This window comes from Acidovorax sp. LjRoot118, assembly GCF_964253575.1.
Taxonomy (GTDB): Bacteria; Pseudomonadota; Gammaproteobacteria; order Burkholderiales; family Burkholderiaceae_C; genus Acidovorax.
On the sequence record NZ_CAXURB020000001.1, the window covers coordinates 3,073,718 to 3,097,063 of the forward strand.

Genomic DNA, 23,346 nt, shown 5'->3' on the forward strand with positions numbered 1-23,346 from the left:
CTCAAGGGGTGAGCGTGGGCTGCACGGCACCCCTTACCAGCGTCACCGCCTCCCCCTGGCTCCGCCAGAACCCCGCATCCCGCACCGGCGCGCCCCAGGCCTCCAGGTAGCGCAGCACGGCTTCGCGTTGCAGCCGGTCGCGCACGCGGCGGGCGGTGTAGGCATCCACCGACTCGAAGGGCAAGGGGTCGCCGTGCTGATAAAAATCCCAGCGCGGCGAGTCTTTCATCGCGCGCACGGCGCGCTGCATGCGGTTGCCGGTGTAGGTGACAAATTCGTTGATGGGCTCTGCGTCCGACGCAGCGCTGCTGCGCACTGCCGCACCGTCGTGCCCGAATCGCTTGCATGCGTACTCCAACACAAAATAGTCGCCCGAACTGACGTGAGGCATGACTGCCGTGAGCCCCGGGCTGCACGCAGGCGACCACAGCAGCAGCGGCAAGGCGCCAGGGGCTGCGGTGTAAGGCTGGTCTGGAAAAGCCAGCGCCACCCTTTCAGCGCGCGCAGCCACCAGGGGCGGCAGGCTGGCGAACTGGCCGATCAGCGCTTGCAGCGGGGCCCGGACCACGGACAGGTTGAAAAACGTGCGCTCAAGGACGTGGGACATAGTGCGTGCATGCGTGGCGCGGGCAGCAGGGCCGCGCGCACCATGGCACAGCCACGCCCCTTGCGAGAGGCGTGGCTGGCCTGGCGGGCGGTTCAACGTGCTGCGGTTTGCTTCCACCAATTGGGCATGGCCGCCAGCACTTCGCCGCCCGCCTTGAGGCTGTTGGCCAGCTCCAGCGCAGCGCTGCCGGGGGCCGTGGCGATCAGGTACCAGTTGCTGGTGGTGCCCAGCCGCTGGGTGACCGCCAGGCCCTTGGCCTGGGCCCACGCGCGCACCTGGGCGTCGCTCCAGTCGGTGTTGAACTTGACGACCACGCCGCCGGGCAGTGCCATCAGCCGGCCCGCGGGGGAGTTGCCCTCGCGGTACACGGGTGAGGTGTGCGTGCCGGCGCCCTTGGCCACGCTCTGGTTGGCGGGCTGCAGCTGCACCAGGGGTGCGGGGCTGGCGCCCTCGCCCACGCTGCGCGCCTGGGTATTGCTGCCCGCTTCGGGGATCGGGGTGATGACGGCGACCAGGCTGGTGTCGAGCGTGATGCTGCGCTGGGTGTCGCCGTCGAAGTAATGCGCCGTGGTGGCGGCCAGGGCGCCGCTGGCGATGGCACCGGCAGCGACGGCTACTGCGGCAAGGCGCAGAAGGGAGAGAGTGGGGAGCTTCATGGTGTGAGGCCTCAGCAGGTATTCAGTGAAATGGCGTGGTGTGCGGTGGAGCAGGCGGCGCGGCTACTCAGTAGCCATAGGCCTTGATGCTCCAGGCCGAGACGCTGCCGGTCTCGCCCGTGCGGCCGTCGCGCACGGACAGGGTCCAGTTGCCGTCGGCGGCCTCACCCATCAGGCGTGCGATGCCGAAGGTGAAGCCCCCTTCCAGCGCGGCGCCGCAGGTGACGGCGTTGGCCGCTGTGTCCTTGCACTCGCGCACCACCGATACCGTGCTGCGCGTGCCCGCGGGGCTGGTGAGCGTGATCTCCAGGTCGCCCACGTTGGTGTGGTTGGAGGTGATGGCCAGGTCCACGAATTCGAGCTTGCCGATGCCGCTGCCCTGCAGGGTGAGGCTGCTGGTGGTGGCAGCGCCGTTGTCGGCAATGGCCAGGGGGCTGCCCAGCGTGGCGGCCTGGGTGGCGGTTTTCTGTGCGGGCAGCAGGGCCCAGCCCGGGGCTGCGCGCACGGCGGCCAGCGCGTCGATGGCGCCGTAGCCGTACTCATGGTTCACGTGCAGGCCGCCGCCGTTGGTCACCCAGCCGGCGTTGGCCGGGTCGGTCTTGCGCGCGGTGCGGGCCAGGATGGCGCGCACATCGCGCCAGGTGAGCGCGGGGTTGGTCTCCAGCAGCAGCGCGGCCACGCCGGCCGCCTGTGGCGTGGCGGCCGAGGTGCCGTTCATGCAGCGCGTGTAGTTGGGGCTGCCGGTGATGTCCTGCGGCTTGTTGCCGTCGTTGTAGCCGCCTGCGCCCGACACGTCGGTGGTGGTGGTCGTCTGCGTGGAGCAGAACTCGCCGCCATAGGCCGTGACCAGCAGGTTGGAGCCGGGCTCGGAGTACGACGAGCGCTGGCCCTGGTCGTTGAGCGCGCCGATGGCCAGCACGCCCTGGAAGTTGGCCTGGCCGTCGTAGTCCGAGCGGTCCTCGGGCGCCCCGTTGCCTGCGGCCCAGGTATAGACGGCGCCCTTGCCGCCGCGCCCGGTGCTGATGCCGGTGCGGATGGCGTCGCGCCACAGCTCGTCGGCCGGGGCCAGCAGGCCGTTGCTGTCGGCCGCGCCGTAGCTGTTGGTGTAGATGTGGTTGCTGGCCAGGTCCTTGGTCACCGCGTCGGCACCGAAGGCGCCCGTGGTGGCGGCCAGCAGGTTGTAGCCCACCAAGCGGGCGTTGAAGGCCACGCCGGTCACGCCCAGGTTGTTGTCGCCAATGGCCGCCGCCAGGCCGCCGCAGCTGGTGCCGTGCGAGCTGGTGGATGACGATGGGTCGCCGTAGGCATTGGTGCGGTAGTCCCAGCTCTTGCCGGCCACCACGCGCAGGTCTTCGTGGAAGATGTCCAGGCCATCGTCGATCACCGCGATCTGCACGCCCGTGCCGGTGGCCAGTTGCCAGGCCTTGCCGATGTTGAGGTCCTCGCCCGCCAGCGCGGCCGGGCCGCCGGCGCCGCTCTGGCCGGTGTTCTTGAGATGCCACTGGCGGCTGAACAGCGGGTCGTTGGGCACCAGCGCCGGCAGCGGGCCACCCCCGCCCACGCTGACCAGCCCGCCCACCGTCACCACCACGTCATAGAACGACTGGCTGCCCACCGTCAGCGTGGCGATGGTGACCTGCCCATTGGCCGGATTGAAGCTGTCGTAGGTGCGGTTGGGCCCCGTGGCGCTGAACCCCAGCACGTTGCCCACGGTGATGACGACGTTGTCGTACTTGGTGTCCCCCACCACCAGGCTGCCGATGCGCACCTCGGTGGGGCGGTCGGGCGACCAGGTGGTGGCCGCGCCGGCCAGCCCGCAGGCGGCCAGCATGGCGGTGACAAGCGCCAGGCGCGCAGGCCTGCGGATGGTGGATCGTGGAAGACGCATGGAAGACACCCCTGTTGGTTTTGGATTTGACGGCACCCAAGCCTGGCACCGCCACACGATTATCGAAACCGCCCGGGGTTTGCGCCAGCGAAATATGGCGGCGCGGCCCGATACCGCGCTGCAGCACTCCCTTGTCTGCATCGCTCTCTGGCCGCCGTGCACGCAGCAGTCTCCCGGCGCACCTGCTCCGGCTGCGCTTCGGCGGCCCCCATCAACCATCCACTCATCACCCATCGATGACGTTGGCGCTGAGCCCCTGCACCCGCCGCAGGACGAAATAGACCCCGTAGGCAGCCATGCACAGGCAGCACGAGATGATCGCGTGCAGCCAGAACATTGCCTGGAAGCCACCCCATCCCGTGAAGTCCCGGGTCAGGCCCATTTCTCCCGCCATCCAATGGACGGAGGCCTGGGCCAGCGGAAACAGCACCAACCCGCCCAGCATCCACGCCAGCGGGTTCAGCGGACGAAAGCCAAACCAGATGCACAGAAATGCCATCCACTGCAGCAGCCACCCCATGGTCGCCAGCCCTTCGGGCTTGGGATACGGCGTTGCATACCACTGCACCGAACAGGCCACGCTCGCCGAAGCCAGGGCGGCCAGCAGCAGGCAGCGGGCGATCAGGCCCACGATGAATCCCACGGACATGTGCATGCGCATTCTCCCGGTCAAGATGGTGGCGCCCAGCGTAATGGCGGTGGCCTGCACCGTGAGGAAGGCACTGCAGAAGAAGCCTGTACGGCTACTCCACGGAGCACCTGGCGATACCTGCAGCGCTCCCCCCCGCAGGCATGCGTCAGCGCAAAAAGGCAAGCCGCTGCCAGGAGGCATTCAGCGAATGCCAGCTGCCAGCCGCCCTCCCAGCCCAACCAGGGCCACACCCGCAATCCGTATGGCCAGGCGCCGGGCGCCGGGAAACGCCTTCAGACGCACCGCCACCAGGTTGCCCACCAGCACCAGGGCGGCCTGGTAGGCAAGGCTCAGCACGGTGACGTGCAGCATCATCAGCGCCAGCGTGGTGCCGGAGGCACCGGGCTTGAGGAACAGCGGAAAGAACGCGACGAAGAACAGGATGACCTTGGGGTTGGTCAGGCTCACCATGAAGGCGCGGCGAAAATACACCCCTGCCGTCTGCGCGCGGGCGGGCTCTGCGCCCGCGCCGCCGGGCTGGCTGCGCAGCAGTTGCACGCCCAGCCAGCACAGGTAGGCGGCACCAAACCACTGCAGCCCCTGAAACGCCAGGGGCTGCGCCTGCAGCAGCGCGGCCAGGCCGGCCGCAGCCGCCAGCATGAACAGGCAATCCCCCGCGAGGGTGCCCAACACCGCAGCCATGCCCGCGCTGCGGCCGTCGCGTGCCGTGGCGTCGAGGATGGCGATGGTGCCAGCGCCTGGAACGGCCTGGAACACCAGGATGGCGGCGATGAAGCTGGCGTAATTCTGTATGTCGAACATGGTGCAAATAGGCATGGGTTGGAGATACACGATCATCTGCCGCCAGACCACCGGTGGTACAGTGGATTGCTACGGCCCATCGGGCCCGGACCACGCTTTTTTCTGGTGAAACATGGCTGTGACAAGAACCCAGGCACACGAGCTGGATGATGCTGCCTGGCGCCTGCTGGGCGCACTGCAGCGCGACGCGCGGGCACCGCTGAAGGTACTGGCCGAGGCGGCCGGCCTGTCCGTGGCCGCCACCGCAGAGCGGCTCAAGCGGTTGCTGGATGCGGGCATTGCGCAGGGCTTCACGGCGCAGTTGGATGCCGCCAAGGCGGGCTACCCAGTGCAGGCCACCATCGGGATCACCGTGGCCCAGCCCGCCAAGAAACCCCTGCTGGACCGATTGCGCGCGGCCCCCGAGGTGCTGGAGTGCCACCACGTGGCGGGCGCTGATTCGTACGTGATGACCGTGGTGGCCACCAGCCTGGCCGACCTGGAGCGCTTCATCGGCACCATCAACAAGTACGGCGAGACCCGCACCTCCATCGTGTTTTCCACCCCCATCGCGCGGCGCGGCCTGGTGCCGCCGGGCACGACCAGGCGCGCGCCGTAGAGGCAAGAAAACCGCCCGCGCCCGCGTGGTACCGTGCGCCTTCGATCCACCTTCACACTCAGGAAGAGACCCGGATGAACCAGCCCGCCCCACATGCACCCCAGGCCCCCGCAGCAGCGCCACTCGTGCTCTACGGCCATCCCTTCTCGTCGTACACGCAGAAGGTGCTGACCGCGCTGTACGAAAACGCCACGCCCTTCGAGTTTCGCGTGCTGGGGCCCGATGCGCCGCAGCATGCGGCCGCATGGCTGGCGAAGTGGCCGCTGCGGCAGTTTCCGCTGCTGGTGGATGGGGCGCGCGACGTGGTGGAGACCAGCATCATCATCGAGTACCTGCAGATCGCCCACCCCGGCCCGGTGCGCCTGATACCGAGCGACCCGGTGGAGGCGCTGGACGTGCGCTTCATGGACCGGTTTTTCGACCTGCACGTGATGAACGCCATGCAGCTGGCCGTGAACGGCGCGCTCACGGGCGACCCGGTCAAGCGCCAGGACGGCATGGCCCTGGCCGTGGAAAAGCTCGACCGCGCCTACGCCTGGCTCGACACCCGCCTGGCCGGCCGCACCTGGGCCACGGGCGAGCACTTCACGCTGGCCGACTGCGCGGCGGCGCCCTCGCTGTTCTATGCGGACTGGACGCACCCGATTGCCGAACAATACCCCGTGCTGCGTGCCTACCGCGCGCGGCTGCTGGCGCGGCCTTCGTTCGCGCGTGCGGTGGACGAGGCGCGGTACTTTCGGCCGTACTTTCCGCTGGGTGCGCCGGACCGGGATTGAGCTTGAGCGACCCCATGCAAGTCATCGACCACGAACCCGCCAGCTGGATCCTTGTGCAGCACGGGTCCTCGCTGCTGCTCGACGTGAACTGCAGCCACAGCTTTGTGTCGTACAGCTTCCTCCTGCAGCTGAACGAGGCCGAGACCGCGCTCTATGCCGAGCGGGGCCGGGACTGCCTGCACGAACTGGCGCACGCCATCCACCATTCGGCGCCCGGTGTCGCAGCGAGCCGGTCGCCCTACAAGGCACGCAATGTGGACCGGGAGTTCGGCATACAGGTGTTGGCCGCAATCCAGGCGCACCGGGCGGCGCAGGGCGCATGAAGCCAACCCGGACATCACGCATCGCAACCCTCATGGGCGCGGGCATGCTGCTGGTGCTTGCCAGCGGCTGCGCCATCCCGCCACCCGCAGTCACTGCAGCACCCGCCTCGCATGCGGCCTCCGTCGCCGCCCCCACCTTTCCCGCCGCCACGTGGCAGGCCTGGCCCGCACCCGGGGTTGGCAGCACCTGCCAGCGCGAGCTGCAGGCCGCGCGCGACTACGTGCACACGCTGGACACCACGGCCCTGATGGCTGTGCGGGATGGCCGCGTGCTGTTCAGCGAAGGCCCGGTGGAGCGGGTCAGCATCGTGTTCTCGGTGCGTAAAAGTATTCTCTCGATGATGTACGGCAAGTACGTGGCCAGCGGCGCCATTGACCTCGACCGCACGCTGGCCGATGTGGGCATGGACGACGCTGTGGGCGGCCTGCTGCCCATCGAACGCCAGGCCCGGCTGCGCGACCTGCTGGCCGCGCGCTCGGGTGTGTACCACGCGGCGGCCAATGGCGGCGACGATGCGGCTGCGGCCCCCGCGCGCGGATCGCAGGCGCCGGGCAGCTACTTTCTGTACAACAACTGGGACTTCAACGCCGCCGGCACCGCCTTCGAGCGCCTGACCGGGCGCAGCATCTACCAGGCCTTCGCCGACGACCTGGCCACGCCCCTGCAGCTTCAAGACTTTGCGCCTGTGCGCCATGCCCGCAGCGGCGATGCCCGCAAATCCGAGCACCTGGCCTACCCCTTCTACCTATCGACGCGGGACATGGCCCGGCTGGGCCTGCTGGCGCTGAACCAGGGCCAATGGCACGGCCAACCGCTGCTGCCGCCCGGCTGGGTGGCGCAGATGACGGCGCAGACCACGCCTGCCGCGCATATGCACCCGGCACGCACCGCCCGGCGCGGGTTTGGGTATGGCACCCTGTGGTGGCTGCTGGAGAAGGAGCCCGCAGGCTCACCGCTGCACGGCGCCTACATGGCCTGGGGCGTGCACGGCCAGTACATCCTGGTGGTGCCCGCACGGTCGATGGTGATCGCGCACAAGCGCGAGGTGCCGGTGGGCGGCCACTGGAATGTCAGCTGGGTGGGGCCCACGGAGTTTTTGCGCGTGGCGCGCATGCTGGTTACTGCGCGGTGCGGGTCTGACGACGCAGGCTGAACTGGCAGCCGCTCAGCGCCCCCGCCCCAGCCACAGCGCCACAGGCAATGCCAGCAACTGGGCCATGAAGCCCACCGGCGCCCAGTAGGTCTGCCAGCCCAGGATACGGATGTCGCGCAGGCCCAGGGACCGGGCCATGCCCGCCGGGGCATACACCAGAATCAACGCCGCAATGGCAATGCCGAACACCACCAGCAGGCTGGCAGCCCGCCAGGGACGCAGGCCCATGCGAGCACCGAAGCGGGCCTGCACGGCATACAGCACCAGCAGGCCCAGCACCAGCGCGGGCGCCACGAGCCACAGGCCGAGCACCATGAGTTCGGTGGGGTAGATGGTCATTGAACCAAGGATCTCACAACCGCCCCGACTCCACCCACAGCCGGTCAGCCCCTACCCGCCCATACCAGGCATCGAAGTCGCGCCGGTGGCCCTCCCACGGCTCGGCCAGCGGTGTGCGCGGGTCTTCGCTCAAGGCATAGGCCATGCCTTCCACCCACCACGTGGGCTTGAGCAGGCGAGGCAGAAGGCCCAGGCGCTGGCCCTGCAGGTGGTGGATGAGCTCATGGCGCACATAGTGCGGCGCCCAGGCGCGCGGGCCGATGACGGTGCCCCAGGTGCCTGCCGTAACGGCAGAGCGGACGCCCAGGCCGAAGGTGTCGGCACAGGCCCGCGTGGAGCAGAACACGAAGCGTGGCGAGCCCTCCACCGGCGCGATGTGGCTGGCGACAAAGGCCATGCCTTCAGCCAGCAGTTGGCGGGCTTCTGCTTCGCGCGCCGGGTCTTCCACGCACACCGTGGCGCCCTGTCTGCAGCCGATGCCGGCCAGGCCCGGTGCCAGCACGCGCACGGGTTTCACCAGCGCCCAGGCGGCCACGGGCACGACGACCAGCAGCAACAGCGCCAGGCGCGCGGCAGATCGGCGCAGCGCCTTTGTCATGCAGGGTGCGCCCACGGGCGGTGGGCAGCCTGGCGGCTAGAACGCATCCTTGTACATGTTGGTGGCCAGCTCCAGCGCCAGCGCCTTGCCGCCCACGGCGCTGAGTACGTTGGCCATGTCCTGCGATGGGTCGGCGTAGAACCAGTCGATGGTGAAGCGCAGGGTGCGGCCCAGTTGCTGGTCGCCCGCCACCATGGGGGGCAGGCCGATGGTACGGATCTGCATGTTCTCGCCGCCGCGCGACTGGTCGCGCACCCACCACGACAGAAACTCCGCAGCGCGCAGCCCGGCCTCGTTGCGCTGGATGCGAAACTCCAGCGACAGCAGCAGCTCGTTCTCCAGCGCGCCATTGGACCGGCGCAGCGCGGCGATGGGCAGGTCGGCATAGGGGCCCGGCAGGGACAGGTCGGACACCGCCACCTCAGGCAGGTAGGTGTTGTCCAGCTGCGCCTGGGTCACGCCGGGTATGGCGGTCAGGGCCGCGATCAGGCGCACCACCTCGGGGGGCGCATCCTGGTCCGGCTCGGCGGGCTCCCCAGAGTCGCCAAGCCCTGCGGGCTGCGTGGTGTCCGCGGATTCGGTGAGGTCCGCAGGCTGCGTGATTTCCAGTGGATCGTTGGGGTCGATGGGCTCGGTCATCGCAAAGTCTTCTGGGTGAGGAAAAAGTGCAGGGTGTAGTGATTGTCAGCGCGACGGGCGGCGGCATCAGCCTTCAGTGGCGGCCCACTCCTGCGCCCCGATGCCAAACGCATCGGCCGCAAAGGCCTGGGCCTCGCCAAGCGAGGCGAACCAATGGTCGGCGGCCAGCCGGCCGTCGAGCGACGTGCACACCAGCAGGCAGCCGCTGCCGCCGTCATCGGTGATCTCCAGGCGAAAATCCACGTCCGCCGAGCCCGGCGTGCCATCGTCCGCCAGGGACCAACTGCCATCGGGGTCGACGGCGATCAGGAGGGTGCGGCTGGGGATCAGGGCGTGGATGGGCATGGGTGAACGGGCGAAAGCGGGTGGTGGTTGGGACACGGGGCCAGCCCGCATTGTCTCTTGGCCGGCGGCCAGCAGATACGAAAAAGAGCCTGGCAGCACCCCTCATACGGATTTGCATTCAATCGTACAACTAGGCGGGAAGCCGCAGACAGTGCTGTAGCACGGCAAGGCGGACCAACGAAGTTAGACGGTTGAAGGCAAATCCGTATCATCCTTCGGCCTGTGCATCCCTGATGCCCCGCACGATGGCCTCCACATACGGATCGTGCAGCCCGCGCTCGCGCAGCGCCTGGTCCAGCGACAGCACGTAGTCGATGTTGGGCCCGAACACGCCCTTGGCCACCGCCACCAGGCGGGCCACGGTCTCGGCACAAGCGTCCTGTTCGTGCTGCGGGTGGTCGGGGTTGGCCACGAAGGTGATGGCGGTGACGCTGCGGCCATCCTCCAGCTGCACGGCCTGCCACTGCGGGTGGTAGCCGCCGCCGGTCATCTCGCGCGTCCACAGCATGCGCACCTCGTCGCGCGCATCGGCCTCGGGCAAGCGCAGGGCCACGCCCTGCACGGCACCACCGGGCATCAGCGACAGCACGCGGCCCGGCCGCTCGGGGCTGCCGCGCCCGGAGATGGAGCGCAGGCAGAAACTGCGGTGCCAGCCCGCCAGCGTGGCCGTGTGCTGATCTTCGAAGGGCATCAGCGGGTTCCAGATCAGCGAACCGTAGCCGAACACCCAGGTGGGCCCTTCGGGCCGGCTGTCCCAGGCGTGGGCAAAGGACTCTTCCACCCGCTCGTCGGACCACCCTGGGTGGGCAACCAGGTTCATGCGGCGGCGCAAGCTGCCGTTGCGGAGGTTCTCGCGGGTCAGGATGGTCATCTTCAGTCAGAAACGCCAAAGGTGGGGCAAGTTTGCCATGCGGCAGGACCCAACGGCCCACCCTATGCAAAAACCGGGCCCTGGAGACACACGGTTACTTCAATATGGGTCGATCCGGCCACAGCAGAGCAGCTTCCTACCAACGGATACGTTGATCCCGCTGCGCCAGGCGCCCTGCCCGCTGCGTGCACGGATAATCGCGAAGTCCGCAAGGCCAGCCAGCAAGCACTGCATCCCTGGCGCATCAGCCCCAGCCAGCTCATCCGCTCTCTACAAACACCCCACCAGCCCTCCATGCCCCAGGCCTTCCGCAACACCTTCCTCACCCTGCGCGACCTGATCCTGTCTGCCGGGCCGCTGGCCTTTCTGGCCGTGGGCCTGCTGGTGGCGGCCTACTGGTGGCTGGACCCCAACCCGCCCAAGAAGGTGACGCTGGCCACCGGCCCTGCGCAGAGCGCGTACGAAGAGTTCGGCAAGCGCTACCAGAAGGCGCTGGCGGCCGATGGCATCGAGGTGGTGCTCAAGCCCAGCGCGGGCTCGTCGCACAACCTGCAGCTGCTGCGCGATGGCGAGGCCGACCTGGCCTTTGTGCAGGGCGGCACGGCCGAGCTGCTACCCGACGACCCGGACAACCTGGCATCGCTGGGCAGCCTGTTCGTGGAGCCGATCTGGCTGTTCTACCGCGCCGAATCGGCCCTGCGCGTAAACGCTGCGGGCCGGCTGGACAGCCTGCGCCAGCTGCGCGGCCTGCGCGTGAACGTGGGGTCTGAAGGCAGCGGCGTGCCGCGACTGATGGAGCAACTGCTGGAGGCCAACCGCGTGGAGCCCAAGCAGGTGCGCCTGTCGCAGCTGGAGCAGACGCCCGCCACCGTGGCCTTTCTGGACGGCAAACTCGATGCCCTGGTGTTCGCCTCGGCCCCCGAATCGCTGATGGTACAGATGCTGCTGCAGACCCCCGGCGTGCACCTGATGGACTTTGCCCAGCACGAAGCCTACGCGCGGCGCTTTCCGTACCTGACGCCCGTGACCCTGCCGCGCGGCGTGGTGGACTTGGCCAGCAACATCCCGCCGCTGGACGCGCGCCTGGTGGCCACCACCACCTCGCTGCTGGCACGCGATGGCACCCACCCTGCCCTGCTCACGCTGTTCGCGCAGAACGCGCAAAAGCTGCACAGCGGCGCCAGCTGGTTCAACCGCGCCCGCGAGTTCCCCAGCACCCGCCACAGCGAACTGCCCATCGCCAAGGAAGGCGAGCGCGCCATCAACGAGCCCGTGCCCATGATGCAGCGCTATTTACCCTTCTGGATCGCCAACGTCATCGACCGCATGTGGCTTGTGATGGGTTTGCTGATCGCCGTGCTGCTGCCCCTGTCGCGCATCGTGCCGCCGCTGTACCAGTTCCGCGTGCGCTCACGCGTGTTCCGCTGGTACGGCCGCCTGCGCGAGATCGAGGACACCCTGGAGACCAACCCCGCCGGCCACCCCGAGATGCTCAAGGCCCTGGACGGGCTGGAGGCGCAGGTGGAGAAGATCAGCGTGCCGCTGTCGTATGCGGATGAGCTATATGCGCTGCGCAACCATATTCAGATGGTGCGCAGGAAATTGCTCAGGGTGCAGGCGGGGGGTGTGGCGGAGGAAGTGCCTGCGACACCACAACCTGCAGAGCAGGCGGGCTGACAGCAGATGCCCGGCCAATCAGCCATCGCCCCCATTTGGAGGGAGCGTTGCCGCTATCGGCCCCTTTCCACCTTCGAATAGATTTCTCCGGTGGTCTTGTTGATCACAGCGACCATGTCGAGCTTTCCGTAAAGCGCGAAGTAGTTGTCGGTTTCGTCGAACGGATCGCTGCGCGTGGGACTCGTGCGCTCCTGGTACGTCACTACCCACGGCGCGGCGAGCGATGCGACATACAGGCAGCCAATGTCCTTTTCCAGCGACCGGGCCATATCCCTCGGCATCTTCACGGACTGCCGGTAGTAGTAGAAGTCGTGCAGATAGCCCGAGAGCACGGAAGAGCTGGCACCCCGCGCCAAGGCCGACGAAGGCTCATTGCCAGGGATTCCCGAGAGCACCAGGGCATAGTTGTCACTGGTATTTCGCAAGACCTTGGTGATGGCGCCATAGGCATTGCTGGCCTCGTACGAATCGGTTTTTTCATTCGCCTTGCCCAGCGTCACCCGGCGCAGATTCAGAGCTTCGGGCTTGCTATGGGAGCCGTCGATATCGCTTTTCACGGGTGCGGCAAGCGCTTTGACTTCGTACGTCTCATAGGCAATGTTGTAGTCCAGAATGCAGCGGCCGATGATGGGAATCGCTCCGAGCCCTCCCATGCGAGCGGCCAGCGCAGCGTCGTAGGCGCTGCGTTCGTCCAGGCTGGAAAACTTGTCGGGCTTGCCAGGGACCGACACCAGTTGCTCCACCACCCAGTCGTAAACCTTCCTGGGTTCATTTTGAACATACTGAAGCACAGGGGTTGCCGGATCAAAAAACACCGGCAAAAAGGGTTTTGGCACGGCTGCGGGCGGCGCAACCGGGACTTCTGCGCGGGCATCATCCACCGGCGCTGGCGGCTCAGCTACTTTCTCCGCGGGCTTTGGCACGGCCTTCGCGGCTTTCCTGGCGGGTGGCGGACTCTGGGCAAAAGCGGAGACGGACAACAACGCAGACAGCAAAAGCAGCGCCGCATTGGATTGATGCGAGCGCTTGGGAGTATTGAATTTCATCGACTGTTTCAAAATCAGAATGTACTGGCGGCAGAGCCTCGAAAGCGCCTCCAGGAGATGCCATAGCGCATGGAGACGGCACGCTCCGCCCTCTTCTATCACCCCCTTCATCATATCGGCCGTGCGCACCGTTCATTGCCCCCGCGCAAGCAACTGTGCCTGTGTATGGGAAGAGGATGAGCGCGCGCTGTGGCCCCTGCCACGCATCGTGCCGCCACTTTACAAGTTCCACTTGCGCTCGCGCGAGTTCCGTTGGTACGGCCGCGTGCGCGAGATCGAGGGCACGCTGAAACCAATCCTGCGGGCCACCCAGAGATGCTCAACGACCTGCATGCGGCATGCTAAACCCACTTTCCTTTCGCCTTCGATAACTTCGGAAAGCCCAACTCTTTGGCTCGTTGAATAGTTGCATCAATCTCGGCGGGAAGAGCCAGTAGATCAACTATCACCCAGCCTATCTCCCTTGCCTCATGGACACAATACACGCGACCCTCATCATTATCCGGATTCAGATCTGAAGTCTCATCAGCGGGTTGCATTTCTTGCCCCCACCGGACGCCTAATCCAAACCGCACTACAGAGACCGCATCCTGGAAGTAGTACTTGGCCGATTCGTCAGAAGGTGGGTCGAATATGTTCAAGCCTGCGTATACCAACGGCTCAATGCCCGGCATCGTTTGAGACACGTCCGCGTATGTAATTCGATAGTAAGTTGCACCTATCTCAAGCGAATTGGCATCCATGTTTTCTTCCAATGTCATCGCATTAAAAGCCTATTGCGCCGCTCCGGCCAGTCCTCGAAACAATAGAGGTCAGGCCCCTGCATCCAAGCCGGCTGCGCAGTTGAATCGGCACGATGGCCGTAGGTGGGTCAGTTTTCGGCCGGACGCAACACCCTAGGCGTTACGAGAAGCCAGCCTTCGAGACTCCTTCAACAGCATTGACCCTGCCGGATCAAAGGGCGTGCCATCGGGCGTAGTTAGTTTGCCTCCATAGACCCTTACCAGTTTCTGTAGAAACGATTCAATGAACTCCAACGCCGCAGCTAAAGCCTCCATCTCATCTCCCCCAAATATCTCGGTAGTAAGCTCTGGGTCGTCGCATGTAAGGAAAAGACAGGCCGCATACTTCTCCATACCTTCTGTTCTGGCATTCGCGTACGGTGCCCCAACGGCCACGTGAATAGGCATCTGATATCCATCAGACCCAACGAATATCAGGTCGCGTTCCGTAGTGGCCAAGAATGAGATGGTCATGGTTTTGGTGCCGAAGGTGTGGGAGACGGCGGTCCTGGCCGAGAGTCACTAGGATGATTCGCGTTGCATCGCGCGATCCATAAAGCATGTGCCGCAATGCATCCCGCAAATGTTAATGGGTGTCGAGCACCCCGCAAACACGCTGTTCTTGTTGCATCTGCAGCTTTGTAGCATGCCTTTCACTCCTCTTTATAGCCGCAAAAATCCGTACTCGAAAAACCTTCGTCGCTGCCATCGGGCCCTGACGCGGAGAGGCCCAATGGAACCGTGAGCGACATAAGATTCCCCTCCACATACCCAAACCGATTGAACCCACCATCAAGCCCAATCGGATCGGCCTGCGTATACCGCCCCCGCTCCGCACTGTAGCTGCGGAAGTAGTTGTAGTGCCAAACCGTGGATCCGGCAGTTGACCACGCCAGTGTCACCCAGCGAGATCGCAGGCGCAAGCAAAGTGTCGGGCCTCCGGACACCCCGGTTGGGCGATTGACAGTGGCGCTATGCACCCGATCGCACCGCGCTCGCCGCGCCATGCCGCGTTGCTCTTCCTTGCGCACAACGGTGTGCCGCGTCCTCACGCCTTGCCTGGCACACCGATCACGGCACCCTCGGGAGCATTCAACTGCCGCATCCAGGGTCGCCCTCCTTGTCGTAGTACTGCCCCGGGTAGCGCAGGTTGAAGGTCACCTCGGGGATGGGGGTGGTGCCCGTAGTGGGGTTGGTGGTTTCGTTGGTGAAGCGCTTGGCGCCCAGGGTGGGTTGTGCGTCGCCAAACGCGCGGTAGCCAATTGCCAGACCATCTGGTCGTCTGGGGGCAAAAGGCAAGACCTGCCCCCTTCATCCGTTCTATTCAGATGGTGCGTGCGCAGGAAGTTGCTGAAGGTGCAGGAGGGGGATGCAGCCGGAGATGCCGCCACGGACACTGGCGGATCATGCTAAGACGTATCACCAACTAATTGAGCTGTGACGAATTTCCTGATTACCAAGAGATGAATAGCCAATACTGGAACTAATAGTAATCCATATGAAACAATACCTGCCGAGTCATTCAAATAGATTCGCAAGAGCACTGCCGCACCCCAAAGAATCGGCACACCAATCAGGGTTTCAAAAATAGCTATTTTCCTCAAATCCGTCTTTACCTCCGCCCTACAATTTGGGCATCTGTTCCGCGGACGGAAGTACAGTGCAATATATTCATGACCGCAGTTCGGGCAGCTCAGTCGATCAGCTGTTTTCATTTGCACACCCATGTACACACCCCACTTTTAGCGACCGCTGATGCGGCCGTTCCAAGAAGACCACCCCCAACAACAGCGTTGCACATCGCTACCGGAACCAAAAGCGATGTCAAGCAAACCATCTTGCATTGGCCAAAATTCACCTCCTCAGGACTTCTGTTGTCAGAAGGTGTTGGCGACAATCCCGCTGCGCACTCAGCGGTAGCGCAACTACCTGAAGGGGTTGTAGGCGTCCAGCCATCATTCCACCACTGTGGCCTGTTTGGACGTAACCCATCCGGATCTGTGAAAGACAACGCATTCCCCCCCACATACCCAAACCGATTGAACCCACCATCCAGCCCAATCGGATCCGCCTGCGTATACCTCCCCCGCTCCGCACTGTAGCTTCTGAAGTAGTTGTAGTGAAGCCCGCTTTCCTTGTCGTAGTACTGCCCCGGATAGCGCAGGTTGAATGTCACCTCGGGAATCGTGGTGGTGCCCGTGGTGGGGTTGGTGGTTTCGTTGGTGAAGCGCTTGGCGCCCAGGGTGGGTTGTTCGTCGCCGAAGGCGCTGTAGGCCCATTGCCAGGCCACCTGGCCGTCGGGCTGTGTCAATTTGCGCGGGGTGTTCAGGTGGTCGCTGTGTACGGCGTACGCCACGCCATTGACGATGGCGGCAATGGGCATGGGGCCGTTGGCCGTGGGCAGGTAGAGGTACTGGGTGGTGCCGGTGCTGTTGCTGCCGCCCATGCCGTATTCGCCCAGCAGGGTGCCGTCTTGGCCATAGACGTACGCGAAGCCGAGCTTTTGCGCGTCGCTGCTGCCAGGGCTCCACAGGCGGGTGAAGAATTCATACGCGGTCTGGATGAAGCCTTTGTCTTGTTCCTTTTCCGCTTCTTCCTGGTCTTCGGGGTCGGCCAGCAGGTTGTTGAGGTTCTTGCCGCTGGTGGTGCCACCTGATCCCGATCCGCTGGCGAACAGTGGTTCGGTCTTGAACACGCGCTGGCCCAGGGCGTTGTGGGCGTACTGGGTGCTGGGGGCGTCTGCTCCCGTGCCGGTGGTGACTTTTTCCAGGCGTTCCTGGCTGTCGTACTGGAAGGTGCGCAGGCCATCGGTCAGCAGGTCGCCGGCGGTGTTGTAGCCGTAAGTGACGGTGGTGTTGGCGGTGCTGGCACCCGTTTGCGTCTGGCTGAAGCCGGTCTGGCGGTTGGCGGGGAGGGTGTAGGTGCGGTTGGTGGTGGTGCCTGCGCGCTGTTGGCTGCTGGTGGTGCGGTTGCCGTTGGCGTCGTAGGCGTAGGTGACGGTGTTGGCGGGGGTGCCGCTGGCTACTGTCTTGGTGAAGCCGGTGATGCGGCCTGCGGGGCTGTAGGTCACCGTCCAGGTGGCTGGGGCCTGAGTCACGGTGCTGGCCTGCGCATCGGTGCTGGCCGGTTGCATCAGGCCCTGGGTAAGGCTGGTGATGCGGCCTGCGGCGTCGTAGGTGTAGCTGCTGAACTCGGTGGCGGTGAGCTGGCCTGCCGTGTTGTAGCTGCGGGTGGCGGGGATGGCTGCCGATGCGCCGGGCAGGTTCCAGCTCCAGCCGGTGGGCTGGCCCAGGGGGCTCCAGGTGATGCCGCTGACGATGGGCTGGCCGGCCCAGGTCAGGCTGGTGAGTTGGCCGGTGGCGTCGTAGACGTTTTGCAGGACTTGGCCACCGGGGTAAGTGGTGCTGGTCAGCAGGCCTGTGGTGGCGTGGTAGCTGTAGGCCAGGGTGCGGGTGTCGTTGTTGATGAGCTTCTGGGTCTGACTCACCACCCGGCCGTGCAGGTCGCGCTGGTAGGTGGTCAGGCCGCTGGCGTCTTCGATCTCGCTGAGGTAGCCCTTACTGGCCGGGGTGAGGTCGTAGCGCAAGGTGGTGGTGCCACCGGTGTGCGTGATCGACGTGGGGCGGCCCAGCAGGTCTCGGGTGATGGTCGTGGCCTGGCCCAGGGCGTTGGTGATGCTGCTGGGCAGGCCCAGGGCGTCGTACTGGGCGGTTTCGCTGCCGCTGTCCGGGCTGGTCTCGGAGGTGGCGTTGCCCAGGGCGTCGCGGGTGTAGGCGGTGGTGACGCTCTTCGGGTCCGTGACGCTGGTAACGGTATCTAGGGCGTTGTAGGTCAGACTGGCGGTGGCGTTCTCGGCATCGGTGATGGTCTTGATGCGGCGCAGTGGGTCCAGGCCTAGACGGGTGGACTCGCTCAAGCCATTGGTGCTTTTAATCAGGTCGCGATTGTTGTTGTAGTCGTAGCTAACGCTCTGACCACCGGATGAGACACTGACAACGCGATTCAAGCTAGCTATAGCGCGGACCAGTTGCCAAACAAGTTGGCCCAAGCCGTCGCGTACTTCTTCGGTGGTTCGGTTGCCCATGTTGTCGAGCACGTAGGTACCTGTATTGCCTCGGTTGTCGCTCCACCCGGTCATGCGTTGGGCTGCGTCATAGATGTAGGTGATGGTGTGACCGTGCGGAAGCGTGGCGGTCGCTATCTGGCCGCTGGGGCGGTAGGTGAGCGTGGTAACGCGACCTCCGCGGTTGCTGGTTAGCATGCGGCCGCGGGCGTCGTAGGTGTAGATGGTCACCAAGCCGTTGGCGGCCGTATGGGTCAGCACCCGGCCTGTGCTGTCGTGGGTGTAGGCCTGCACATGGCCCAGGGCATTGGTGCTTTGGGTAAGGTTGCCCGCTGCGTCGTAAACATAACTGGTAGCTGCCCCATTGGGCGCCGTTTCAGTGGCAACCAAGCCCGCCGAGTTGTACGTCCAGGCGGTGGTGCGCGCCACTCCCCCCGGTCCAGCGTCCGTGATGGTCTGCGAAAGCGGATTGCCTTGGCTGTCGTAGGTGTAGCTGGTGGTGCGACCAGCCTCCGCGACCGCCAACGGCAAGCGCCACTGGCTATGCCATGTTGTATTGGTGGTACGGCTTTCCGGCTGGTTCACTGCCTCGGTCTTGGTCAGAGGAAGACGACGCGATGCGTCCCATGTGTAAGATGTCAAGAAGCCCTGAAAATCGGTTTCCGAATCAATCAGACCATAAGAGTTTTGCACCCGGCTGGCGGCATCGTTTGAACCGCCACTCGAAGCTTCGCTGCCCGATACGATGGCCAGAACGCCGTTGCTTCTCCTATAAGAGTAGTAGCGAGACCTTCCCAGCGGATCCGTGATAGTGGTGTAGCCATTGGGATAAGACGAATAGTTAACCTCATAGGTCAAGACATTTCCCGCACGCTCCGTTTTAACAGCAGCACCATTGGTGTTGTAGGTAAAAGTTGCCAAGCGCGTACCATTTTCATCAACGATGCCGGTGATTGCCTGTGGAAGCGCAGCATTTTCATAGACGTACGACTTTGAGGTATCATCTGCAAAGCGCACTATTCTTAGACGTTTCTCACTGTCATATTCATAGCTGGCCTTTATTGCCCCACCCAAACTGACGCTCGCCAATTGATTTATTCCATTGTAGGCAAACTGCAAAGTACGACCAAACTGATTGGTGACTGCCTGCAAGCGGCCATTGGCATAGTAGCTGTACTGGTACGTCCAGCCGTTTCGTTGATGAAGGCTGAGCAGCTTTCCCGTGGAATCGAATATCCGCACGGTATCATCGGAAGCAGATTTGTGGGTCCAACCTTGCGAGGTGGAAACCAGGGTATCTGCAGTATTTTGCGAAATCCAGCTACTACCTGAGGGAACAAACCAACTTTCAGAACCGTCGCCTAAAAATACCGCCAGCCTTTCAGCGGAGGCCGGGACGGTATCCGACACAGCAACTGCAGGCTCATGCCTGAGGAACTCTGCGTATGCATGCGACCAACCACCGCCCATGGCGCCAAAGTTGGAACTTCGTCGATGCAGATAGCTTCGAGAAAATGTGAGCGAATGCGTCGATGCATCGACATAGTCATTTTCGTGCAGGTATTTCTCGCCCGTGCTCAGGAGGATGGGATTTGGAGAACTGAACCCGGGGTTACCCAAGCCTGGATTGGGACACGAGGGAGGGCCACCTCCCGCCCCTCCAGGGCCATCGGGCGGATCTTTTTCTGGCGGAGGATTGAGACTTATCAGCTTGCACTGTCCACCCACCTCCGTATATCCATAGTCACAAGTGCAGACGCCTCCAGCGTAGATTCCACTATTGTCGGGGCATTTGCGAATGATACTGGTTATTATGTAAGTTTCCAGAGTATATCCTGAGGTTTTATGAATGAGATCACCCCAGCACTCAAGAAAATTCTCATTAGCATCAACCAATCTCTTAACTACGAAAAAATGATTATCATCCGGGTTACTCGCCCTCCAAGCGGAATAGGCAGCGCAATAACCTCCCTTTGTATAGAAATTTTTCCCCAAAGCCTCTGTATAAGCAGATCCCTTATAATAAACCACAGGCTCCAAGGCTGCGATACTGCTACCAGCCGAGAAAAAAATCAACGAAAGCAGCAATAGCTTCAGAAAATAATTGACCAACCTATTGGTCAATCCAAACTTCTCACTCAGGTTCGAAAAATCCACAGCCCCGTCCTTCCTATCAAAAGGCATTAAAACGATCCCCTGAATCCAAGGCGATGAACTTACGAACATAAAAACTCCCTCCCATATTTTTTAATATCTGCGATATGACACCGCGACGAGACAACCATGCAAACTCAACTTAGCAGAACAATGTAACCATCAAAGTGCGTCGAGACTATCTCCCAAATGGGTGGTAAAACGCTTATTTGTAATTTAATGTGTAGGCACCCACTGCTACCACATGGCTTGCCCATGTTGGAACCACCGACGATTGTGCTTGCGGCACGATGGTCACTGCCCCGCCCACCTCATGCAGAATGCCGCGATCTGCCCAAAGAGAAGGAAGGAGCCGCCATGGAACGCGCCATCGAACTCGCAGGCTTCTTTGCCGCACACGGCATATGGTGCGTGGCCGAGGGCGAGCCCCTAACCCCGATGCTGGCCCAGGAGTCGGCTGCCTATGGGCGCAACATGCTGCGCTTTGCTGCGGACCAGTTGGAGGACGGCGTTGCACAGGCCCAGGAGTACCTGGACCAGAACCCAGGCCAGGCGGAGCGCGCAGCCTTGGTCTATGACGGTTTCATCACCCTTCCAACAGGCCGCACGGATGCGTTGATCGTTCTCGTGCGGTCGTACGCTAGGCCGCCCACCACGCTCACCATGGCGGTGCCCTACCGCCACGCGCAATCACCCAGTGGCTTTGCCCTGCACCGGCCCAAGTTCTTGGGTTGGCAGGGGCCGGGCACTGCAGATTACAAGGCGCTGGGCGATGCGTTCTTTCGTGGGGTCGAATCGCATGAGGCGGCGGCGCCGGTATGGGCGCAGCACAACGATGATTCGATCTGAGGCGGCACGGTGCCGCGCGTTGGACGCTACACCCGGTGGGGCGGGTGCCGCTGGATGATGAACTCCCGCGCCTGCGCAGGCCTGGCGAGTTCGGTCCACTGCAGGTGGCCATACGCCGTGTCTTTGCGCAGCCCCGCGAACTTGACCCGATTCCGAGCAAAGGTGGAGTACGACCACCACAGCACCGAGTCGCGCGAGAAGAACGCCAGGCGCAGCGATTCGCGGTTGCCGTGGGCCAGTTGGGTGCGCAGCAGGCCCCGGCTCACGGTGCGCCACAGCACTCGCGAGAACACGGTGGCGCGCCCGTAGTTGAGCCACACGATGTGCGTGGCGCGCCCCCACAGCACGTCGCGCACGGCGGTGTAGTTGCCATCTGCGACCCAGCACTCGCCCTCGGTCGCGCTGCGCACGCGGGCCTCGAATTGTTCGTGAGGCACGGCTGTCCACTCGGGGCCCCAGTAGAGGGCATCGAGTTCGATGTGCGGGCAGCCGGTGGCCTGCACAAGGGCCGCGGCAAAGGTGGACTTGCCGGCACCGCTGGTGCCGACGATGACGTAACGCATGCTGTGTGGGTTCGCTGGATTCAATGACCCGATGGTGCCATGGGGGTCAATCGGCAGCGACAGATACCAGGCGCCCGGCCACCACCTCCTGCACCACCGCCTGCAGGTGCTCAACCGCAGGGCTGTTGGCAACGCCCACGCTATCGCGGTGCAATGACACGCCCACGGACGGCAGCGCAGGCAGGCCGAGCGGCTTGCCCACGGCGGCCAGGCCGGCAGGAATCTGTGCCGTGGCCCGGGGTGCCACGCCCAGGCCGGCCTGGCAGGCGGCCCAGATGGCCGAGACGCTGGCGCTGGTGAGCACGGTGTGCCAGGGCCGGCCCCTGCGCTCCAGCGCGGCGATGGCGGCCTGGCGAAAGCTGCAGGGCTGCTCCAGCAGCAGCAGGGGCACGGATTCGCCGGGTGGCAGTGGCAGGCCGGGCTGCGCGATCCACTGCGTGGGCAGGCGTGCAATCGTCTGCCCGCCCGTCTGCCCACCAGCCTGCGCGCCGGAGGGCTCGCCAAAGGCCAGCACCAGGTCCACCTCGCCGGCCTGCAGCTGGGCCAGCAGCGCGCTGCTGCGGTCCACGCGGATGTCGATGCGCACTGCGGGGTGGGTGCGCGAAAAGCGGGCCAGCGTGGCGGGCAGCCAGCCGTCGGCAAAGTCCTGCGGCATGCCGAAGCGCACGCTGCCTTGCATGCAAGCGCCCCGCAGCGAGAGCACGGCTTCGTCGTTGAGCGCGATGAGCCGCCGCGCATGGCCCACCAGCAACTCGCCCGCCTCGGTCAGCGCCTGCTGGCGGCCCTGTTTGCGAAACAGGGGCGTGCCCACGCGCTCTTCCAGCGCCTTGATCTGCAGGCTCACCGCGCCGGGCGTGCGATGCAGGCGCTGGGCGGCCTTGCCAAAGCCGCCCAGCTCGACGGCGGTGACCAGGGTTTGCAGGGAGGGCAGGTCGAGCAGCATAGGTTAGCAATTTTAACTATTCATACAAAAACAATTCGATTGTTTAAAGCAATGGCAGTTTCTACAGTGCATGCACCTCAACCCTGCTCCACCTCTGAAGGACACCTGACATGCTTGCGATGCAATATGGATTTGACCTGCCCGATGACTTCGACATGGCCGCCCTGCGCCGCCGCATACCGGAGATCGGCAGCCGCTTCGACGCCCTGCCCGGCCTGCACCTGAAGGCCTTTTTGCTGGCCGACCGCACGGCCACGGCGCCCAACCGCTACACGCCCTTCTACCTGTGGGACGACCCAGCGGGCGCGGCCGGCTTCGTCACCTCGCCCGACTTTGCGGCCGTGCAGGCGAAGTACGGGCACCCGGTGGTTCGCAGCTGGAGCCCTATTGCCCACCTGCAAGGGCCGGCCGCCGGCCAGGTGCCGGGCTTTGCCACGCAGCATTTTGCAGACCTGCCGGCCACCACGGACCTGGTGCAGCGCGCGGCCGACGAACGCGCTGCAGCCACGGCGCTGGCGGGTACGCCGGGTGTGCACAGCGTGTTCACGGGGCTGGATGCGCAGGGCTGGCAGGTGAACCGCACGGTGCTGTGGCATCGGCAGCCACCGCAAGGCACCGAGGGGCGGGTGTTCGAGCTGCTGTACCTGTCGGCGCCTGCCGGGGTGCGCAGCAGCGGCACGTTGGCAAAGGCTTGATGCAAGGTAACTTCGTCAGGCCTTGCTCAGCCATGCGCGCGCTAAGAAAACGCCTGGGCGTTCAGGAATCAGGCAAGCCGCACTGCCGATTGGCACTGCGGCAGATTTTTTTGGCCCGGGCGCATGCACCGGCTGCGTGCCTGCTTGCACCAGCAGGCAGCAGCGCCATGCCCGCGCCGCCCTTTGGCGTCTGGCCGTGAGGGCTGCATTGGCCCAGCCCCTGCGGCCAACACTTTCGGCCCGGGGCGGGGCTTTACTGCGCAATCGGGCCTGATCTGGACACGGCCAAGGGGGCAACTTCCAGGTCAACCTGGCGATGCACTGGTG

The 23,346-nt window shown here is 64.5% G+C and carries 25 protein-coding genes; 7 read left to right on the forward strand and 18 right to left on the reverse strand.

Features of this window, described 5'->3' with window-relative positions; all coding sequences use genetic code 11:
• Position 1: 1 nt before the first annotated feature.
• The 5 genes from ACSQ9E_RS14545 to ACSQ9E_RS14565 all read right to left on the reverse strand — a co-directional run bounded on the left by ACSQ9E_RS14545 (position 2) and on the right by ACSQ9E_RS14565 (position 4,619).
• Positions 2 to 607 (reverse strand): hypothetical protein, encoded by a 606-nt coding sequence (locus ACSQ9E_RS14545; protein ID WP_436218241.1) that lies wholly within the window; start codon positions 605 to 607, stop codon positions 2 to 4.
• 92 nt (positions 608 to 699) lie between these two features.
• Positions 700 to 1,263, reverse strand: coding sequence for a hypothetical protein (locus ACSQ9E_RS14550; RefSeq protein WP_057199614.1), 564 nt, complete (start codon positions 1,261 to 1,263; stop codon positions 700 to 702).
• 67 nt (positions 1,264 to 1,330) lie between these two features.
• A complete protein-coding gene (locus tag ACSQ9E_RS14555) occupies positions 1,331 to 3,151 on the reverse strand; it encodes a S8 family serine peptidase (RefSeq protein ID WP_436218242.1) in 1,821 nt (606 codons plus the stop codon).
• A 226-nt stretch (positions 3,152 to 3,377) separates the two neighbouring features.
• Positions 3,378 to 3,806, reverse strand: a complete 429-nt coding sequence (locus ACSQ9E_RS14560; protein WP_436218243.1) for a hypothetical protein — start codon at positions 3,804 to 3,806, stop codon at positions 3,378 to 3,380.
• 177 nt (positions 3,807 to 3,983) lie between these two features.
• Positions 3,984 to 4,619 carry a LysE family translocator gene (locus ACSQ9E_RS14565; RefSeq protein WP_235514191.1) on the reverse strand — a complete coding sequence of 212 codons (636 nt, stop codon included), beginning with the start codon at positions 4,617 to 4,619 and terminating at the stop codon, positions 3,984 to 3,986.
• A gap of 97 nt (positions 4,620 to 4,716) precedes the next feature.
• Between ACSQ9E_RS14565 and ACSQ9E_RS14570 the strand changes: the two genes are divergently transcribed.
• The 4 genes from ACSQ9E_RS14570 to ACSQ9E_RS14585 all read left to right on the forward strand — a co-directional run bounded on the left by ACSQ9E_RS14570 (position 4,717) and on the right by ACSQ9E_RS14585 (position 7,455).
• Positions 4,717 to 5,202: an Lrp/AsnC family transcriptional regulator gene (locus ACSQ9E_RS14570; protein ID WP_057199618.1), complete on the forward strand. Its 486-nt coding sequence runs from the start codon at positions 4,717 to 4,719 to the stop codon at positions 5,200 to 5,202.
• A gap of 74 nt (positions 5,203 to 5,276) precedes the next feature.
• Positions 5,277 to 5,978, forward strand: a complete 702-nt coding sequence (locus ACSQ9E_RS14575) for a glutathione S-transferase family protein (RefSeq protein ID WP_436218244.1) — start codon at positions 5,277 to 5,279, stop codon at positions 5,976 to 5,978.
• 14 nt (positions 5,979 to 5,992) lie between these two features.
• A complete protein-coding gene (locus tag ACSQ9E_RS14580; protein ID WP_436178112.1) occupies positions 5,993 to 6,301 on the forward strand; it encodes a hypothetical protein in 309 nt (102 codons plus the stop codon).
• Positions 6,298 to 7,455 (forward strand): serine hydrolase domain-containing protein, encoded by a 1,158-nt coding sequence (locus ACSQ9E_RS14585; RefSeq protein ID WP_436218245.1) that lies wholly within the window; start codon positions 6,298 to 6,300, stop codon positions 7,453 to 7,455. The genes ACSQ9E_RS14580 and ACSQ9E_RS14585 overlap by 4 nt, the downstream gene beginning before the upstream one ends.
• A gap of 12 nt (positions 7,456 to 7,467) precedes the next feature.
• On the opposite strand, the gene ACSQ9E_RS14590 is transcribed toward ACSQ9E_RS14585, so the two are convergent.
• From ACSQ9E_RS14590 to ACSQ9E_RS14610, 5 genes are all read right to left on the reverse strand, one after another.
• A complete protein-coding gene (locus ACSQ9E_RS14590) occupies positions 7,468 to 7,794 on the reverse strand; it encodes a hypothetical protein (RefSeq protein ID WP_428001074.1) in 327 nt (108 codons plus the stop codon).
• 13 nt (positions 7,795 to 7,807) lie between these two features.
• Positions 7,808 to 8,392 carry a hypothetical protein gene (locus ACSQ9E_RS14595; protein WP_428001075.1) on the reverse strand — a complete coding sequence of 195 codons (585 nt, stop codon included), beginning with the start codon at positions 8,390 to 8,392 and terminating at the stop codon, positions 7,808 to 7,810.
• A 36-nt stretch (positions 8,393 to 8,428) separates the two neighbouring features.
• Positions 8,429 to 9,031 (reverse strand): hypothetical protein, encoded by a 603-nt coding sequence (locus tag ACSQ9E_RS14600; RefSeq protein ID WP_428001076.1) that lies wholly within the window; start codon positions 9,029 to 9,031, stop codon positions 8,429 to 8,431.
• 66 nt (positions 9,032 to 9,097) lie between these two features.
• Positions 9,098 to 9,376 carry a hypothetical protein gene (locus tag ACSQ9E_RS14605; RefSeq protein ID WP_436218246.1) on the reverse strand — a complete coding sequence of 93 codons (279 nt, stop codon included), beginning with the start codon at positions 9,374 to 9,376 and terminating at the stop codon, positions 9,098 to 9,100.
• 208 nt (positions 9,377 to 9,584) lie between these two features.
• Positions 9,585 to 10,247, reverse strand: a complete 663-nt coding sequence (locus ACSQ9E_RS14610) for a gamma-glutamylcyclotransferase (protein WP_436218247.1) — start codon at positions 10,245 to 10,247, stop codon at positions 9,585 to 9,587.
• Between the two features lie 294 nt (positions 10,248 to 10,541).
• On the opposite strand from ACSQ9E_RS14610, the gene ACSQ9E_RS14615 reads away from it, so the two are divergent.
• On the forward strand, positions 10,542 to 11,924 hold the full coding sequence (locus tag ACSQ9E_RS14615; RefSeq protein WP_436218248.1) for a TAXI family TRAP transporter solute-binding subunit: 1,383 nt from the start codon (positions 10,542 to 10,544) through the stop codon (positions 11,922 to 11,924).
• Positions 11,925 to 11,977: 53 nt separating this feature from the next.
• Here the strand turns inward: ACSQ9E_RS14615 and ACSQ9E_RS14620 are convergent, their stop codons facing one another.
• The 6 genes from ACSQ9E_RS14620 to ACSQ9E_RS14645 all read right to left on the reverse strand — a co-directional run bounded on the left by ACSQ9E_RS14620 (position 11,978) and on the right by ACSQ9E_RS14645 (position 19,972).
• Positions 11,978 to 12,970, reverse strand: a complete 993-nt coding sequence (locus ACSQ9E_RS14620) for a hypothetical protein (RefSeq protein ID WP_436218249.1) — start codon at positions 12,968 to 12,970, stop codon at positions 11,978 to 11,980.
• Positions 12,971 to 13,311: 341 nt separating this feature from the next.
• Positions 13,312 to 13,713 carry a hypothetical protein gene (locus ACSQ9E_RS14625; protein WP_436218250.1) on the reverse strand — a complete coding sequence of 134 codons (402 nt, stop codon included), beginning with the start codon at positions 13,711 to 13,713 and terminating at the stop codon, positions 13,312 to 13,314.
• Positions 13,714 to 13,866: 153 nt separating this feature from the next.
• Positions 13,867 to 14,226: a hypothetical protein gene (locus tag ACSQ9E_RS14630; RefSeq protein WP_436218251.1), complete on the reverse strand. Its 360-nt coding sequence runs from the start codon at positions 14,224 to 14,226 to the stop codon at positions 13,867 to 13,869.
• A gap of 179 nt (positions 14,227 to 14,405) precedes the next feature.
• Complete coding sequence (locus tag ACSQ9E_RS14635) at positions 14,406 to 14,759, reverse strand: RHS repeat-associated core domain-containing protein (RefSeq protein WP_436220225.1); 354 nt, start codon at positions 14,757 to 14,759, stop codon at positions 14,406 to 14,408.
• A gap of 85 nt (positions 14,760 to 14,844) precedes the next feature.
• Positions 14,845 to 15,051, reverse strand: coding sequence for a hypothetical protein (locus tag ACSQ9E_RS14640; RefSeq protein ID WP_436218252.1), 207 nt, complete (start codon positions 15,049 to 15,051; stop codon positions 14,845 to 14,847).
• 412 nt (positions 15,052 to 15,463) lie between these two features.
• Positions 15,464 to 19,972, reverse strand: a complete 4,509-nt coding sequence (locus ACSQ9E_RS14645) for an RHS repeat-associated core domain-containing protein (RefSeq protein ID WP_436218253.1) — start codon at positions 19,970 to 19,972, stop codon at positions 15,464 to 15,466.
• Between the two features lie 354 nt (positions 19,973 to 20,326).
• Here ACSQ9E_RS14645 and ACSQ9E_RS14650 point away from each other — a divergent pair, with 354 nt between their 5' ends.
• Positions 20,327 to 20,818 carry a hypothetical protein gene (locus tag ACSQ9E_RS14650; RefSeq protein WP_436218254.1) on the forward strand — a complete coding sequence of 164 codons (492 nt, stop codon included), beginning with the start codon at positions 20,327 to 20,329 and terminating at the stop codon, positions 20,816 to 20,818.
• A gap of 26 nt (positions 20,819 to 20,844) precedes the next feature.
• Here ACSQ9E_RS14650 and ACSQ9E_RS14655 read toward each other — a convergent pair whose 3' ends face one another.
• On the reverse strand, positions 20,845 to 21,381 hold the full coding sequence (locus ACSQ9E_RS14655; protein WP_436218255.1) for a toxin: 537 nt from the start codon (positions 21,379 to 21,381) through the stop codon (positions 20,845 to 20,847).
• A 46-nt stretch (positions 21,382 to 21,427) separates the two neighbouring features.
• Complete coding sequence (locus ACSQ9E_RS14660) at positions 21,428 to 22,324, reverse strand: LysR substrate-binding domain-containing protein (RefSeq protein ID WP_436218256.1); 897 nt, start codon at positions 22,322 to 22,324, stop codon at positions 21,428 to 21,430.
• Between the two features lie 110 nt (positions 22,325 to 22,434).
• On the opposite strand from ACSQ9E_RS14660, the gene ACSQ9E_RS14665 reads away from it, so the two are divergent.
• On the forward strand, positions 22,435 to 23,019 hold the full coding sequence (locus ACSQ9E_RS14665) for a DUF4865 family protein (RefSeq protein WP_436218257.1): 585 nt from the start codon (positions 22,435 to 22,437) through the stop codon (positions 23,017 to 23,019).
• Positions 23,020 to 23,346: the final 327 nt, after the last annotated feature.

Bases quoted from the DNA above. Each gene is read 5' to 3' on its own strand.
- ACSQ9E_RS14560 (WP_436218243.1), bottom strand. From the start codon at position 3,806: ATGCACATGTCCGTGGGATTCATCGTGGGCCTGATCGCCCGCTGCCTG.
- ACSQ9E_RS14655 (WP_436218255.1), bottom strand. From the start codon at position 21,381: ATGCGTTACGTCATCGTCGGCACCAGCGGTGCCGGCAAGTCCACCTTT.
- ACSQ9E_RS14615 (WP_436218248.1), top strand. From the start codon at position 10,542: ATGCCCCAGGCCTTCCGCAACACCTTCCTCACCCTGCGCGACCTGATC.
- ACSQ9E_RS14620 (WP_436218249.1), bottom strand. From the start codon at position 12,970: ATGAAATTCAATACTCCCAAGCGCTCGCATCAATCCAATGCGGCGCTG.
- ACSQ9E_RS14570 (WP_057199618.1), top strand. From the start codon at position 4,717: ATGGCTGTGACAAGAACCCAGGCACACGAGCTGGATGATGCTGCCTGG.
- ACSQ9E_RS14595 (WP_428001075.1), bottom strand. From the start codon at position 8,392: ATGACAAAGGCGCTGCGCCGATCTGCCGCGCGCCTGGCGCTGTTGCTG.
- ACSQ9E_RS14665 (WP_436218257.1), top strand. From the start codon at position 22,435: ATGCTTGCGATGCAATATGGATTTGACCTGCCCGATGACTTCGACATG.
- ACSQ9E_RS14635 (WP_436220225.1), bottom strand. From the start codon at position 14,759: ATGGCGCGGCGAGCGCGGTGCGATCGGGTGCATAGCGCCACTGTCAAT.
- ACSQ9E_RS14605 (WP_436218246.1), bottom strand. From the start codon at position 9,376: ATGCCCATCCACGCCCTGATCCCCAGCCGCACCCTCCTGATCGCCGTC.
- ACSQ9E_RS14650 (WP_436218254.1), top strand. From the start codon at position 20,327: ATGGAACGCGCCATCGAACTCGCAGGCTTCTTTGCCGCACACGGCATA.
- ACSQ9E_RS14610 (WP_436218247.1), bottom strand. From the start codon at position 10,247: ATGACCATCCTGACCCGCGAGAACCTCCGCAACGGCAGCTTGCGCCGC.
- ACSQ9E_RS14575 (WP_436218244.1), top strand. From the start codon at position 5,277: ATGAACCAGCCCGCCCCACATGCACCCCAGGCCCCCGCAGCAGCGCCA.
- ACSQ9E_RS14550 (WP_057199614.1), bottom strand. From the start codon at position 1,263: ATGAAGCTCCCCACTCTCTCCCTTCTGCGCCTTGCCGCAGTAGCCGTC.
- ACSQ9E_RS14600 (WP_428001076.1), bottom strand. From the start codon at position 9,031: ATGACCGAGCCCATCGACCCCAACGATCCACTGGAAATCACGCAGCCT.
- ACSQ9E_RS14625 (WP_436218250.1), bottom strand. From the start codon at position 13,713: ATGGATGCCAATTCGCTTGAGATAGGTGCAACTTACTATCGAATTACA.
- ACSQ9E_RS14565 (WP_235514191.1), bottom strand. From the start codon at position 4,619: ATGCCTATTTGCACCATGTTCGACATACAGAATTACGCCAGCTTCATC.
- ACSQ9E_RS14580 (WP_436178112.1), top strand. From the start codon at position 5,993: ATGCAAGTCATCGACCACGAACCCGCCAGCTGGATCCTTGTGCAGCAC.
- ACSQ9E_RS14660 (WP_436218256.1), bottom strand. From the start codon at position 22,324: ATGCTGCTCGACCTGCCCTCCCTGCAAACCCTGGTCACCGCCGTCGAG.
- ACSQ9E_RS14630 (WP_436218251.1), bottom strand. From the start codon at position 14,226: ATGACCATCTCATTCTTGGCCACTACGGAACGCGACCTGATATTCGTT.
- ACSQ9E_RS14585 (WP_436218245.1), top strand. From the start codon at position 6,298: ATGAAGCCAACCCGGACATCACGCATCGCAACCCTCATGGGCGCGGGC.
- ACSQ9E_RS14590 (WP_428001074.1), bottom strand. From the start codon at position 7,794: ATGACCATCTACCCCACCGAACTCATGGTGCTCGGCCTGTGGCTCGTG.
- ACSQ9E_RS14545 (WP_436218241.1), bottom strand. From the start codon at position 607: ATGTCCCACGTCCTTGAGCGCACGTTTTTCAACCTGTCCGTGGTCCGG.
- ACSQ9E_RS14555 (WP_436218242.1), bottom strand. From the start codon at position 3,151: ATGCGTCTTCCACGATCCACCATCCGCAGGCCTGCGCGCCTGGCGCTT.